14 protein-coding genes are annotated in these 13,403 nt (G+C 71.1%); 8 read left to right on the forward strand and 6 right to left on the reverse strand.

What is annotated here, in order from left to right; translation table 11 throughout:
- The 3 genes from K8W59_RS00105 to K8W59_RS00115 form a co-directional block, all read right to left on the reverse strand.
- Nucleotides 1-918, reverse strand: a complete 918-nt coding sequence (locus K8W59_RS00105; RefSeq protein ID WP_223396755.1) for an HNH endonuclease — start codon at nt 916-918, stop codon at nt 1-3.
- Nucleotides 919-981: 63 nt separating this feature from the next.
- Nucleotides 982-1,950: a FlgD immunoglobulin-like domain containing protein gene (locus tag K8W59_RS00110; protein WP_223396756.1), complete on the reverse strand. Its 969-nt coding sequence runs from the start codon at nt 1,948-1,950 to the stop codon at nt 982-984.
- 145 nt (nt 1,951-2,095) lie between these two features.
- A complete protein-coding gene (locus K8W59_RS00115) occupies nt 2,096-3,232 on the reverse strand; it encodes an exonuclease/endonuclease/phosphatase family protein (RefSeq protein WP_223396757.1) in 1,137 nt (378 codons plus the stop codon).
- A gap of 163 nt (nt 3,233-3,395) precedes the next feature.
- Here K8W59_RS00115 and K8W59_RS00120 point away from each other — a divergent pair, with 163 nt between their 5' ends.
- From K8W59_RS00120 to K8W59_RS00140, 5 genes are all read left to right on the forward strand, one after another.
- Nucleotides 3,396-4,382, forward strand: coding sequence for a hypothetical protein (locus tag K8W59_RS00120; RefSeq protein WP_223396758.1), 987 nt, complete (start codon nt 3,396-3,398; stop codon nt 4,380-4,382).
- A gap of 179 nt (nt 4,383-4,561) precedes the next feature.
- A complete protein-coding gene (locus tag K8W59_RS00125) occupies nt 4,562-5,404 on the forward strand; it encodes an SURF1 family protein (RefSeq protein WP_223396759.1) in 843 nt (280 codons plus the stop codon).
- Nucleotides 5,405-5,414: 10 nt separating this feature from the next.
- Nucleotides 5,415-5,789: a DUF3817 domain-containing protein gene (locus tag K8W59_RS00130; protein ID WP_223396760.1), complete on the forward strand. Its 375-nt coding sequence runs from the start codon at nt 5,415-5,417 to the stop codon at nt 5,787-5,789.
- Nucleotides 5,790-5,799: 10 nt separating this feature from the next.
- Complete coding sequence (locus K8W59_RS00135) at nt 5,800-6,630, forward strand: patatin-like phospholipase family protein (protein ID WP_223396761.1); 831 nt, start codon at nt 5,800-5,802, stop codon at nt 6,628-6,630.
- Nucleotides 6,627-7,658: a 1-acyl-sn-glycerol-3-phosphate acyltransferase gene (locus K8W59_RS00140; protein ID WP_223396762.1), complete on the forward strand. Its 1,032-nt coding sequence runs from the start codon at nt 6,627-6,629 to the stop codon at nt 7,656-7,658. Before K8W59_RS00135 ends, K8W59_RS00140 begins: the two co-directional genes overlap by 4 nt.
- 24 nt (nt 7,659-7,682) lie before the next feature.
- On the opposite strand, the gene K8W59_RS00145 is transcribed toward K8W59_RS00140, so the two are convergent.
- Nucleotides 7,683-8,384 carry a hypothetical protein gene (locus K8W59_RS00145; RefSeq protein WP_223396763.1) on the reverse strand — a complete coding sequence of 234 codons (702 nt, stop codon included), beginning with the start codon at nt 8,382-8,384 and terminating at the stop codon, nt 7,683-7,685.
- A 149-nt stretch (nt 8,385-8,533) separates the two neighbouring features.
- Here K8W59_RS00145 and K8W59_RS00150 point away from each other — a divergent pair, with 149 nt between their 5' ends.
- Both K8W59_RS00150 and K8W59_RS00155 read left to right on the forward strand, forming a co-directional pair.
- Nucleotides 8,534-9,043 (forward strand): peptidylprolyl isomerase, encoded by a 510-nt coding sequence (locus tag K8W59_RS00150; protein WP_223396764.1) that lies wholly within the window; start codon nt 8,534-8,536, stop codon nt 9,041-9,043.
- Between the two features lie 5 nt (nt 9,044-9,048).
- On the forward strand, nt 9,049-9,984 hold the full coding sequence (locus K8W59_RS00155) for a rhomboid family intramembrane serine protease (RefSeq protein WP_223396765.1): 936 nt from the start codon (nt 9,049-9,051) through the stop codon (nt 9,982-9,984).
- A 288-nt stretch (nt 9,985-10,272) separates the two neighbouring features.
- On the opposite strand, the gene K8W59_RS00160 is transcribed toward K8W59_RS00155, so the two are convergent.
- Nucleotides 10,273-10,749 carry a cell division protein CrgA gene (locus K8W59_RS00160; protein WP_223396766.1) on the reverse strand — a complete coding sequence of 159 codons (477 nt, stop codon included), beginning with the start codon at nt 10,747-10,749 and terminating at the stop codon, nt 10,273-10,275.
- A 43-nt stretch (nt 10,750-10,792) separates the two neighbouring features.
- Between K8W59_RS00160 and K8W59_RS00165 the strand changes: the two genes are divergently transcribed.
- Nucleotides 10,793-11,530: a DUF881 domain-containing protein gene (locus K8W59_RS00165; RefSeq protein WP_223396767.1), complete on the forward strand. Its 738-nt coding sequence runs from the start codon at nt 10,793-10,795 to the stop codon at nt 11,528-11,530.
- Nucleotides 11,531-11,536: 6 nt separating this feature from the next.
- On the opposite strand, the gene pknB is transcribed toward K8W59_RS00165, so the two are convergent.
- Nucleotides 11,537-13,399 carry a Stk1 family PASTA domain-containing Ser/Thr kinase gene (gene pknB, locus K8W59_RS00170; protein WP_223396768.1) on the reverse strand — a complete coding sequence of 621 codons (1,863 nt, stop codon included), beginning with the start codon at nt 13,397-13,399 and terminating at the stop codon, nt 11,537-11,539.
- Nucleotides 13,400-13,403: the final 4 nt, after the last annotated feature.

A 13,403-nucleotide genomic window follows, 5' to 3' on the forward strand; every position in this document is an offset into this window, starting at 1 on the left:
TCAACTCGCGTCCAGGAACGCCTGGAAGCGCTCGTCCAGCAGCAGCCGATCGGGACGCTCCGTCCGCCGCTCCGGCAGCACCATCAACGGCTTGCCGTGAAATTCTTGGATGCCGTGCCGGAGCATCGGGCCGTCCTCCTCGTGCAGCACCCGCGCGTTGATCTGGACCTCGTAGTCACCGGTGATGCCGAGGATCCTCCGGTCGTAGGCAGCATGGTGCATCTTGCAGAGGGTCAGACCGTTCGTGACGACCGGCCGACCGCCGGCACCGTCCTCCTGGATGTGCGCGGCGTCGAGCAGGTCGCCGTGGCGGAAGGAGCAGACGGCGCACGAGGTCTGGTACGCCCGGAGCACCGCCGCGCGGAAGGGCCGCTGGTGCAGGCGCATCCTGGTCAACTGCTGGCGGTACGACGGCTCCAACTCGAGCTCGACGGACGGCCAGACGATGTCCGGCTGAGGCACGGCATCGATGTCGACGACGAACTGAAGGTCGGCGCGTTCCTCCCCGACGAGGTAGATTGGGTAGAGCGGGCTGTAACCACCGCCTTGCACGCCGAGCCACCAGATCAGCGGAAGCCGCTCGTGCATCGCGGCTCGCAACGCACGGTTCTGATAGTGATCGGGATCCGTTCCGCGCATCTTGTAGCGGTACAGCCCGTCCAGTCCGACCGCGTCGTCGTAGGGGCGTTCGGAGCCCTCGGGACGGTAGACGGTCCGGATCGAGAGCGCCGCCCCGAGCTGACCCGGCTTCCAGATCCCCTGCTGGGTCGGCATCAACCGGACCGATTCACCCGCCAGCGTCAGGTTGCTGGTGTCGTCCTGGCTGAAGGTCTCCTTGCCCGCGGCACGCCGTTCGTCGAGCCAACGGAAGGCCGCATGCCGGACCGCCAACTCGCGGAGACGCTCCTCAGGGGTCACAGCGGGATCATGCCAGCAATCGGACGGCCGGCGCGCGATTCCGATGCTTCGCGTTCCCCGACCTCAGATCCGAACTCGGGCCTTGTAGGTCACCCGGACGAAGTTGACCTCGGTGGCGCGCCAGTTCGTGACCATCGCCCAGAAGGACACGCGCCGGCTGCTGGACCGCTTCCAGCCCTTGGTGATGCGCCCCCTGCAGCACAGGTCCAGGTCACTTTGGAGCAAGTCGACTCGGCCGGTGAGGTCGAACGCATTGGCCGGAATCGAGATCCCATAGTTGGCTCGGGCGAAGCGTCCGCCCCAGCAGTCCAGATAAGCGATCTCGTAGTAGGAGTCCCGCTGGCCGTAGCAGTTCCCGCGAGTGCGGAACGAGGAGGCCTGGTTGCCCTCCTTGCGCTTCGTGAAGGTGCGCGTCACGATTTCACTGGTGAGCGTCACTCTTGCGGTGGCCACGTTGGAACCGCCATCCACCCGGATCCGATAGCTGCCCTTGGCAACGAAGTTGCCGTTGTCGTTCTTCCCGTTCCAAGTCCAGTCATTGCGCCCAGCCCATGCCCATGGACGCAGGGTGCGCACGGAAACGCCGTCGGCGTTCACGACCTCGATCGTCGGCCGCTCGTCGCCATCCTGGCGCCAGCTGAACCTGACGCTGTCGCGGTAGCCGTCACGAACGAGGGGATAGAACTTGGCGACGTTGACCGACGCATTTGAGACCGTCATGACGGGCTCTGGCGCGGCCACGGAGAAGGTGGCGAGCCGATCGCCGGTGTTGCGGTCCCGAATCTCGCACCATTCCGGACCCTCGAACGAGCCGAGGTTCACAGTGAAGTTGCCGGTCGGAACGGCGAAGCCCCCGCTCCACCCGCCACTGTCACAGTAGGTCTCGATCTCGGAAGGGTCGCCCTCATTGAACCCTTCGACGATGACGCTGGCTCCCGAGGAAAACTGCTCTCCGCTCGGGCTGTAGACGTCGATCGGCGAGTAGGCGAGAGCTGGCGAGCTGAGGCCAAGAGTGGTGATGGCGATGGCCACCAGGACAAGGAGTGCGCGGCGAAGAAGTGACATGGAAGGTTCCCCGGAGAGTGGATCGATGGAGGCGGAACCAATCGTGAGCCGGGCGCTCAGGGAAATCTCAGGAACCGGAGGAACTGCGACTTAAGACAGCACCCGAGATTGCCTACTCCATCGCCGGCGCATCCCCAGAGAGCGTGACGGAGGCATGGATCAGCGGATGGTCGGAGATCCGCCCGCGCCCGACCTCGCCGTACCCGGAGAAGGAAACCCCCGTGGTTGAGCCGAAGATCCAGTCGATCCGGTTGGCGGGGGAGCGGCAGGGAGACGCCGTACCCCCGTTGGCGGCCTGGGCGTTGGCGCCGCGGGTGACGCTGCAGAACGCCTCCGCCTTCTCGTTGAAGTCGCCCATCAGGAAGGTCGGGATGCCGGCCTGGCCGCCGCTGGGGCGCTGCAGCCTGTTCATCAGCGCGATCTCCTTGCGGGTCGCGATCGTCCGCCACCGTTGCGCGTTGCAGCGCGTGCTCGCCGGGTTGTGCACGTTGATGAACCACGCCAGCCGGCCGGTCTCGCGATGCTTGAGCAGGACGTAGGGCACCCGCACCGGCTTGCCGTGGAAGTACGGGATCTGCATGGTGCTGGCCCGCACCATCTCGAAGACAGTGGTGTTCCACCCGATGGAGTTGCGCACCGGGTTCCGGCCGAAGCGCATCCCCGGGTACGTCTCCCAGCCGCCGGTCATCCCCAGGAACGCGCCGTTCTGCATCGCCTCGAACTCCTGGAAGCCGATCACGTCGACGCCGACACCGCGGATCGCCCCCACCGTGCCGCCCATCCGCGCTCGGGCACCCGCCCACCGGCAGCACATGTTCCCGCCGGGACGCGTGTGGGAGTTGCCCAGCACGTTGAGGCTGGCGATCCGGAAGGTGGCCGGGTCCGCCGGGCCCGCCGGCTCCTCACCGAGCGCCCCCTCGACCAGGTCGCGCAGCCCGGCCGCGCCCGCGTCGGCAGCAGCCTGCCCACCGTCGGCTTTGGGCCGACGCTTCGGGGACTTCTTCTCCTTCGGCTGCCTGGACTGCTTGGGCTCGATCTGGCCGCCGCTGTCGCTGCGGACGTCCGCTGACGGTACGTCGGACCCGGAGCCCGAGGGCGTTTCGGAGGTCTGCTTCGCGGTGCTGTCCACGGCCGAGGCGCGGTCGTCGGTCGGGGTGAGCCGCCCGACCGCGACCAGAGCCGCGACCAGGATCCCCACTCCGAGCAGGGTCAGCAGGAGCGCGCGACGCGACTCGTTGGGAATGCCCACGCGTCCACTCTCCGGGTGACCTCGTGCCTGACTGGTGGGCCTGACCATAACCCGGGGTGACACCCGGCGTCCCGTGATCTTCACCGCATGCGGGTTGAGTGCGCGGCCCTGTGGGGAGTACGACGCTCCGCGCACTCAACTCGCGGCACTACGCTCGGGCGCCATGGGCATGCGTGGCGTTCTCGGAGTCGGGCTCGTCGGCGCGCTCCTGAGCGGCTGTGCGGGGACGGCCACGTACGAGCGGGACGCAGCGCCCACCAGCGCCGAAGCATCAGCCGACCGACAGCAGACCGACGCGGAGGGGACCCCCGTCGACACGGCCCTCACGCTCGCGCCGCCCACCGCCGACACGGTGACGGTCACCGACTGGGACGCGATCCGCGCCCGCCTCGACGTGCCCGACATGACCAGCGAGGACCCGATCACCGACCGCAACGCCTTCTGGGAGCGCGTACGCACCGAGGCGGTCACGCTCACCGCGGGCGAGCTCAGCGCCCAGGCAAGCCGCCTCGAGCTGGACGCCGGCTTCACCCGCGACGACGTCGACTGGGAGGCGCACTGGACCGGCCCGGACGGCCCGGGCTGGGTCCTCGGGATGCGCCCCGACCTCGACATGTCCCTGGTCGAGCAGGCCACCCGCGACGGGCTGCTGCCCCAGGACGCCCGGATCGACGGCCGGCTGGTGATCGCCAACGGCGCCCGGAGCGGGGAATGGGCCGAGGCGGGCGAGCTGGTCGAGGGGGAGCCGGAGGCGACGTACCTCCGCCGCGGCTGCTCACCCCTCCGCGACGCGCTCGGCCCGGACGCGACCGTCGAGGACCAGGACGCCCTGCTCGCCAAGCACGACATCGCGGCGCTGGACGCGCTGAGGCAGTACGCCGTCACCTTCGCCGGCGACACCGCCACCGCCCACCTCGGCCAGGGCCGCGACGACCTGCAGGCGCGCGCCGCGCTCGGCGACGACTGGCCGCGCACCGGCCCGATCGGCTGGCCCGACGCCTTCGGAGACAGTACGGCGAACCCAGGCGCCGGGAGCATCGAGCTCACGGTCCGCAACGAGGTCGCGGCCACCGGGGTCACCCTCAACGGCGAGCTCCCGTTCGCGGTGTGCAACGAGGTCACGCCGATGGAGGAGCCGACCGGGCTCTGAGGTGGTCTCGACAAGCTCGACCACCGAAGGCGAGCCCGACCACCGAAGGGCAGCTCGACCACCGACGGGCGGCTCGACCACCGAAGGGGGGCTCGACCACCGAGGGCGAGCCCGACCACCGACGGGGGGCTCGACCACCGATGGGCGCCGGCGAAGGGGGCCGCCGTACCCTCGAACCCGTGAACCGCGCGCTGGCCCCTCGCTACTGGCCGGGCCACCTGCTGGCCCTGGTGCTGTGCGGCGTCGCGATCGGGCTGGGCAACTGGCAGTTCGACGGCTGGCAGGCCGGCCGCGAGGCCGAGGCGCGCGACCTCACCCGGGTCGAGCCGGTCGGCATCGACCAGGTGATGGGCCCCGACGACCCCTTCCCGAGCGAGGGCGTCGGGCAGCCGGTGACCCTGCAGGGCACCTGGGTCCCCGACGGCACCGTCTACGTCTCCGGGCGGCAGAACGGCGCGCGCGAGGGCTACTGGGCCGTGACCCCCCTGGCGCTGGGCGGGGAGGGCAACCCCGCGCTGCTCATCGTCCGCGGCTGGACTCCCGACCCCGCGCAGGCGCCCGAGCCCCCGACGGGCGAGGCCGAGCTGGTCGCCTGGCTCCAGCCGCCCGAGGGCACCTCCGGCGTCACCGACGACAACCCGAACGACGACGTCCTCCCGCAGGTGCGGATCGCCGACGCCATCCAGCACGTCGACCAGGACCTCTACGGCGCGTTCGCCATCAGCGCCGACGAGGTCGCACCCGGCGACTGGCCGGTCGGGGACGCCGCCGTCAACGCCGGCACCGACGGGCTGACCCAGGTCACACCGGAGGAGGTCCCCGAGGTCGGCCAGTTCACCGCCCTGCGCAACTTCCTCTACGGCGTGGAGTGGTGGATCTTCGGCGGCTTCGTCGTCTTCTTGTGGTGGCAGTGGCTGCGCGACCGGCTCCGCGCGGAGCAGGCGGCGGAGGAGAACGAGGAGAAGAACGAGAACACCGAGGACGTGGAGGCGCCGGGCGACCCCGTAGGCCCCACCCCGTAGCCTCGGCCCCGTGAAGAACGCGCTGCTCCGCTACCGGGTGATGGCGACGATCGTGGGAGTGCTCCTCGTCGTGCTGTGCCTGGTCGGCGTCCCCCTCGCCAACTTCGACGGCAGCGGGATGTGGGGGATCTTCGACTCCACGCCCGCGCTGGTGACCCCCGGCTCGCAGGTCCAGCAGATCGGCGAGGCGATCACCAGCTACCTCGGCGTCGCGCACGGCTGGCTCTACATGATCTTCCTCATCTGCGCCTTCCTGCTCGCCCGCCGGGAGCGCTGGGACGTCCCCTTCACCCTGGTCACCCTGGTGATGGGCACCGTCCCGATCCTGTCGTTCTGGGCCGAGCGCCGCGCGACGAAGCGGGTGCTCGCCGAGCAGCGCGCCTAGCCTGTCCTCCATGACCACGGCGTTCGTCCTCGGCGGCGGCGGCGTCCTGGGCGCCGTCGAGGTCGGCATGCTGCAGGCCCTGCTCGAGCGCGGCATCCGCCCCGACCTCGTGCTGGGCACCAGCGTCGGCGCGCTCAACGGTGCCATGGTCGCCCGCGACCCGTCCCCGGACGTCGTCGACCGGATGATCGACCTGTGGCGAGGCGCCGGCGACGCGGGGGAGGTGTACGGCGACCGCCCGCTGCGCACGGTCCGCCGCGCCGTGAGCAGCCGCACCCATCTGTACTCCCCGCGCCCCCTGCGGCTCGCCCTCGCCGAGGAGTTCGGCGACCTCACCTTCGAGGAGCTCCCGGTGCGGTTCCAGGTGTGCGCCGCCTCGATCGAGCGGGCCGCCGAGCACTGGTTCGACTCCGGCCCGGTGGTGGACGCGGTGCTCGCGAGCGCCGCCGTACCCGGCCTGCTGCCGCCGGCCCGGGTGGGCGAGGAGCACTACCTCGACGGGGGCATCGTCAACTCCGTCCCGCTCGGCCGCGCCGTGGCGCTGGGCGCGAACCGGGTGTTCGTGCTGCAGGTCGGCCGGCTGGACCGGCCGCTCACCGTGCCCCGCCGCCCCTGGGAGGTCGCCCGCGTCTCCTTCGAGATCGCCCGGCGCCACCGCTTCGTCCGCGAGCTCGCCGAGGTACCCGACGGCGTCGAGTGCCACGTGCTGCCCGCCGCCGGCACCGGGCCGCGCGACGACAACGTGCTCGCCTTCCGCGACTTCTCCCGGGTGATGGACAAGATCGAGCAGACCCACGCCGCGTCGGTCGCCTACCTCGACGAGATCGGCGCCCGTCCGTGATCGGCGCCGCGGCGCCCCGCCCGCACCCGGTCGTCTGGTTCGTACGGCGCTTCGTGCTGGCGCCGCTCATCATCGGCCTCACCGCGCTCCTGTGGCTCACCCTGCCGCTGTGGCTGATCGTCGCGGCAGCGCTCTCGCCCTTCGTCCCCGGCAAGTGGCGGGTGCTGCGCATCGCCTGGCTGGCGCTGCTCTACCTCAGCGCGGAGAGCATCGGGCTGCTGGTGCTGCTGGGGCTGTGGATCGCCAGCGGCTTCGGCGCGCGGATCCGCACGCCGTACTTCGAGGGCATCCACTACGACCTGGTGCAGGGCGTGCTGTGGGTGATGTTCCGTGAGGCGCACCGGGTGCTGAAGCTGACCATCGAGACCGTCGGCCCCACACCGGACGCGTTCCCCGGGCACCCGCTGCTCGTGTGCTGCCGGCACGCCGGGCCGGGCGACTCCTTCACCCTGATCCACATGCTGATGCACGACTATCATCGCGAGCCGCGGGTCGTGCTCAAGGACACCCTGGCCTGGGACCCGTGGATCGACGTGGTGCTCAACCGCATCCCCGCGCGCTTCATCTCACCCAACCCGCGCGAGGGCCAGGACCTGGAGAGCCAGATCGCCGGGCTCGCGGCCAACCTCGACGACAACGACGCGTTCGTGATCTTCCCCGAGGGCGGCAACTTCACCCCCGAGCGCCGCGAGCGGGCGATCGCGAAGCTCACCAGCCTCGGCCTGCACAAGATGGCCGAGCGGGCCGAGCAGATGATCCACGTGCTGGCGCCGCGACCCGGCGGTGTCCTCGCGGCGCTCGACGCCGCTCCGGAGGCCGACGTACTCCTCGTCGCGCACACCGGGCTGGACCACATGCTCACCATGGCCGACGTGTGGCGGGAGCTGCCGATGGACAAGCGGATCATCGTCCGCTGGTGGCGGGTGCCGCGCGCAGAGATCCCAGAGGGGCGGGAGGCCCGGATCGACTGGCTGTTCGGCAAGTGGGAGGAGATCGACGCCTGGGTGGAGCAGCACCGGGTCGGCTGAGCGCCGACCCGGTGCGGTGAGAGCTCAGAGGCGGTTGTCGCCCCGGGTCTCGTCGATCTCCTCGACCTCCACGACCTCGACCGGCTGGTCGGGGGTGGTGGCGGTGTGCGGGGTCTCGCGCTGGTCCGAGAGCGACTCGGCCGGGTCGGAGCCGGCGGTGTCGTCGGTGATGACCGCGCCGGTGCCCGCGGCACCCACGCCGGCGCCGGTGGCGGCACCCGCGGTGCCCACGCCCGCGGTGCTCGCGCCCGGGGCGGTGGACGGCTGGTAGGAGGACTGCCAGTTGTCGTCGCGCTGGCCCTTGAGCTTGGCGAAGACGAAGCCGCCGAGCGCGACCAGTCCGGTCAGCAGCAGGAGCTTCTTCCAGCGACCGCCCTTCTCCGGCTCGATCTCCTCGCCGCGCAGCTCGGCCAGGCGTACGGCGCTCGCCTCACGCGCCTCCGCGGCGCGGACGGCGGCCCGCTCCCGGGCCTCGGCGATCGCCGGAGCGGCCTTCTCCCGGGCCTCGGTGGCCCGCTCGGCCGCGCGCTCGCGCGCGTCGGCGATCACGGGCGCGGCCTTCTCGCGGGCCTCGGCAGCCCGCTCGACCGCCCTGTCCCGCGTGTCGGCGAGCGCCGGGGCGGCCTTCTCCTTGGCCTCGTTCAGCGCGTCGGCCGCGGCTGCCAGCACGTCCTCGGCGACATCCTGGGCCTGCTCGATGAACGTCTTCTTCCTGCGCAAACGCATATCTGCCTGCTCTTCCTCTCGTCGGGACGCCTCCATCCCACCACGGAAGCCCAACCCCCGACCACCACCCCCCGGGTGGGAGGCCGGGGCCGTCCTGCGGGGCCGCATGGCAGGATCGGACTGCACATCCCCCGACGCGAGAGGCAGCCATGGCCGACCTGCAGGCGACCCTGAAGACCAACAAGGGCGACATCGTCATCAACCTGTTCCCCGACCACGCCCCGGAGACGGTGGACAACTTCGTCGGCCTGGCCGAGGGGACCAAGGACTACGACTCCGGCGACGGCCGCACCGGCAAGTTCTACGACGGCCTCGGCTTCCACCGGGTCATCCCCGGCTTCATGATCCAGGGCGGCGACCCGCTCGGCACCGGCACCGGCGGCCCCGGCTACACCTTCAAGGACGAGCCGCACCCCGAGCTGGCCTTCGACAAGCCCTACCTGCTCGCCATGGCCAACGCCGGCCCGAACACCAACGGCTCGCAGTTCTTCATCACCGTCGGCCCGACCCCGTGGCTGAACTTCAAGCACACCATCTTCGGCGAGGTCGCCGACCAGTCCTCGCGCGAGGTCGTCGACGCCATCGCCAGCGTGCGCACCGGCGCGATGGACCGCCCCGCGGAGCCGGTCACCATCGAGTCGGTCGAGATCACCCGCTGACCTCGATGAGCGCGGGGGGAGACGCAGGGCAGCCGCCGGTCCCGACCTGCTACCGGCACCCCGACCGCGGTACCTACGTCTCCTGCCAGCGGTGCGGGCGGTCGATCTGCCCGGACTGCATGCGCGAGGCCACCGTGGGGCACCAGTGCCCCGACTGCGTGGCCGAGGGGGCGCGACGCACCGGCCAGCACGAGGCGCCGTACGGCGGCCGCGCGTCGCGCAACCCCGCGCTCACCTCCTGGGTGCTCATCGGCATCAACGTCGCCGTGTGGGCGGGCATCATGCTCACCGGCGGCAGCCGCAGCCGGTGGGAGTACGTGCTCTCCCTCAGCCCGGTCGGGCGCTGCTACACCGACGACTTCCGCGGCTGGTTCCCCGACGCGACCGAGGCGATGTGCCGCATGGGCGGGCAGGCGACCTGGATCCCCGGCGTCTCCGACGGCGCCTGGTGGCAGCTGGTCACCAGCGCTTTCACGCACGTGGAGATCCTGCACCTGGGCTTCAACATGCTCGCCCTGTGGTTCCTCGGTCCGCAGCTGGAGCTCATCCTCGGGCGGGCGCGGTTCCTCGCCGTCTATCTGGTCTCGGCGATGGCCGGCTCGGCGGTCGTCATGGCCTTCGCCGACCCCGCCTCGCACACGCTGGGGGCGTCGGGTGCGATCTTCGGCATGCTCGGCGCGCTGCTCGTGGTCGCGCACAAGATCGGCGGCAACTACCAGCAGCTGCTCATGTGGGTGGTGATCAACTTCGTCATCACCTTCACCATGCCGGGCATCTCCTGGCAGGGGCACCTCGGCGGGTTCGTCGCGGGCCTGCTGCTCGCGGCCGCGATCGTCTACGCGCCCGCGGGGCGCCGTACCCTCATCGGCTGGTCCACCGCCGGCCTCATGCTGCTCGCCGCGGCCGTCGCCATCGGCGCCCGGGTCGCGGTCCTCGCCTGATTTCCTGGCTGCCCGGAGCCGGGGTTGCGGTCGCTCGCCTGCTGACCAGCCCGCCGTCGTACCGAACAGTACGCACCAGCCCGGCCGTCGTACCGAACAGTACGCATCAGATTCTCGCGCGAAAGGTGCCTACTGTTCGGTACGACGAGGGCGGGGTGGCGCGCGGTGGTACGACGAGGGGATGGGCGCGCGGGCACCGCGAGTCACTATCCCCAGAGTTCTCCACAACCGGGGATAACTACACGCGTGTGATTCTCCCCAGGTTGGTGCACAGGTGTGGAGGAGCGCCTACTCCCAGCGGGTGGCGAAGGTGAACCCGACCGCCATGAAGGCGATGCCCACGACCAGGTTGTAGTTCTGCAGGTCGTTCATCACCGGAACGTCGCTGATGTTCGCGGCGAAGACGTAGTAGGTGACGATCCACAGCAGCCCGATGAGGAAGCAGCCGAGCATCCCGATGACCACGCCGCGGTTGCGGCCCAGCGGCGTCGCCGGGTTCGCCGAGATCGCCAGGCCCAGGAGGAGCAGGCCGAAGCCGATCGCGTAGTTCCACTTGCCGAGGTCGGCCATGAACGCCGGCCCGCCGGGCTTGGGCGCGGGCAGCGCGGTCGGGTCGACCCGCACGACGGTGTAGTAGTAGACGAGCCAGGCGATGCCGAGCGCCATCAGCAGCAGCGCGACGATGAACCGCACCGAGATGATCGGGCCGGCGTCGGGGTCACGGAACTTCGAGGCCTCCGCGTTGCTGGCCTTGGGCTTCGACACTGCCACTCCTCCGGGTGTGGGAACGGGGCATACCCTAGTCGGCATGGGCGAGCGATCCTGGTCCCGGGCGGCGTGGCGGGTGGGCACCCCCGTGGTGGCCGTCGCCTGCGGGCTGATGTTCTGGGCCAGCCAGGACAACGCGCCGCCCTCCGAGCTGGGCCCGCAGCGGTACGTCGACCTGGCCGGCCTGGTGCGCAACGAGAGCCGCGAGGTCGGGATGCTCCAGGAGCAGCGGCGCCAGCTCGCCACCGAGGTGGACGTGCTGACCGCGCAGGTCCAGGACGAGCGGGTGCAGGAGGCTCGCGAGGTGGAGCGGCAGACCAAGCCGGAGGCCGGGCTGACCCCGGTCTCGGGGAAGTCGGTGACCGTCACCCTCTCCGACGCCCCCCTGGAGCTGATCGAGTCCTCCGACCTGGACCCGAACTACTTCGTCGTGCACCAGCAGCAGGTCCAGCGGGTGGTCAACGCGATGCTCGCCGGCGGCGCGAAGGCGATCACCATCCAGGGTCAGCGGATCGTCTCCACCACCGGGATCAAGTGCGACGGCAACGCGATCCAGCTCGACGGGCGCGCCTACCCCCAGCCGTTCGTGATCGAGGGGATCGGCGACCAGCAGGGGATGCTGAAGGCGATCGAGGAGGACTCCTACCTCGAGGAGTACCGCACCCTGGCCGCCTCCGACCTGATCCAGCTCGGCTGGGAGCTGGACAAGTCGCCGCGCGCGACGGCTCCGGCATACGACGGCGCGCTGGACGCGACGTACGCCGAGCCCATGAGCTGAGTCGGCCTATTGGGGCTGGTCGGGGAGGGCGTCGTCGGGGGTGCCCTCGCGGTTCGCGGGGGTCGAGGGGGTGGTGCCGCCGGTGGTGGGTGACTCCGTCGGGGAGGGCGACTCGGTGGGGGACTCGCTCGGCGTCGGGCTCGGGGACTCGCTCGGCGAGGGGGTCTCGGACGGCCGGACGTAGCGGGTGACGAAGATGTAGACCGTCGCTCCGCGGTCCGCGGTCTCCCCGGCCTCCGGGGTCTGCTCGATCACCGTGCCGGGGTCCTCGTTGGTCTCCTCGTTGAGGTCCCGGGTCTCCACGGTGAACCCGGCCTGCTGCAGGATCCGCCGCGCCTCGCGCTCCGAGCGCCCCACGACCGAGGGCACCTGCTCGGGCCCGTCGGAGTAGAACACCGTCACCCGGCTGCCCTCGGGCACCTGCTGCCCCGCACCCGGCCGCAGCTCGACGACCTCGTTCTCCGGGGCGTCGTCGTCGCGTTCGCGCAGCACCGGCTCCAGCTGGAGCTCGCGCAGCTGCGCCTCCGCGTCGTCGGCGCTCTGGCCGACCAGGAACGGCACCTCGACCATCGGCCGGCCGGTGGAGACGGTGAGGTCGACCTTCGAGCCGGGGGCGACGTACACCCCGACGGGGTTCTGGTCGATCACCTCGTCCACGTCGGCGTCGTTGCTCGCCTCGTAGGTCACCTGGCCGGGCGAGAGCCGGGCGTCGCCGATCTGCTCGCGCGCCTCCTTCTCGGTCAGCCCGATCACGTCGGGGACCCGCACCCGGTCCGGCTCGTCCTCGAAGAGGTTGGAGAGCAGGAAGTAGGCGCCGGCGATCAGCAGCAGGAGCAGCAGGCCGGCGAGGATCCACCCGCCCCGGCCGCCGCGATCCCGGTCCTCGTCGTCACCGTCGCCGTAGCCGTCACCGTCGCCCTCGTCGCCGGGACCGACCGGCGGGGGAGGCACCGGCATGCCGACGCGCGTCGGCTGGTCGTCCGGCGGCGGGGGCGGAGGCGCCACGGCCTCGACCGGTCGGCCGGCGAGGTAGCGCTCGATGTCGTTGCGCATCGCGGCCGCCGACTGGTAGCGCTCCTCGACCGGCTTGGCGAGCGCCTTGAGCACGATCGCGTCCAGCTCGGGCGGGATCTCGGTGTCGAAGTCCGAGGGAGGTACGGCGGGCTCGCGGACGTGCTGGTAGGCGACCGCCACCGGCGAGTCGCCGGTGAAGGGGGGCCGGCCGGTCAGCAGCTCGTAGAGCAGCACCCCGGTGGAGTAGACGTCGGAGCGGGAGTCGACGGTCTCGCCGCGCGCCTGCTCGGGGGAGAGGTACTGCGCGGTCCCGACCACGGCCGCGGTCTGGGTCATCGAGCTCGAGGCGTCGGAGACGGCGCGGGCGATGCCGAAGTCCATCACCTTCACATCGCCGCTGGGCGTGAGCATCACGTTGCCCGGCTTGATGTCGCGGTGGATGATCCCCGCACGGTGGGAGTAGTCCAGCGCCGATAGCACGCCGGAGGTGATCTCCAGGGCGCGCTCGGGGAGGATCTTGCGGCCCTCCTTGAGGATGTCGCGCAGGGTCCGCCCGGCGACGTACTCCATGACGATGTAGGGCTGCGCGACCTGCTCGCGGTCCGACCACTCCTCGCCGGTGTCGTAGACCGCGACGATCGCGGGGTGGTTCAGGGACGCGGAGGACTGGGCCTCGCGGCGGAAGCGGGCCTGGAACGTGGTGTCGCTGGCCAGGTCGGTGCGCAGGCGCTTGACGGCGACGGCCCGGCCCAGCCGGGTGTCCAGCCCCTTGCGCACCTCTGCCATCCCGCCGCGGCCGAGCAGCCCCCCCAGCTCGTAGCGCCCCCCGACGAGGTCCGGGTCGCGGTCGGTCATCGTG

Source organism: Nocardioides rotundus, from assembly GCF_019931675.1.
GTDB classification, from domain to species: Bacteria; Actinomycetota; Actinomycetes; order Propionibacteriales; family Nocardioidaceae; genus Nocardioides; species Nocardioides rotundus.

Bases quoted from the DNA above. Each gene is read 5' to 3' on its own strand.
- K8W59_RS00120 (WP_223396758.1), top strand. From the start codon at position 3,396: ATGGGCATGCGTGGCGTTCTCGGAGTCGGGCTCGTCGGCGCGCTCCTG.
- K8W59_RS00135 (WP_223396761.1), top strand. From the start codon at position 5,800: ATGACCACGGCGTTCGTCCTCGGCGGCGGCGGCGTCCTGGGCGCCGTC.
- K8W59_RS00145 (WP_223396763.1), bottom strand. From the start codon at position 8,384: ATGCGTTTGCGCAGGAAGAAGACGTTCATCGAGCAGGCCCAGGATGTC.
- K8W59_RS00150 (WP_223396764.1), top strand. From the start codon at position 8,534: ATGGCCGACCTGCAGGCGACCCTGAAGACCAACAAGGGCGACATCGTC.
- K8W59_RS00155 (WP_223396765.1), top strand. From the start codon at position 9,049: ATGAGCGCGGGGGGAGACGCAGGGCAGCCGCCGGTCCCGACCTGCTAC.
- K8W59_RS00165 (WP_223396767.1), top strand. From the start codon at position 10,793: ATGGGCGAGCGATCCTGGTCCCGGGCGGCGTGGCGGGTGGGCACCCCC.
- pknB (WP_223396768.1), bottom strand. From the start codon at position 13,399: ATGACCGACCGCGACCCGGACCTCGTCGGGGGGCGCTACGAGCTGGGG.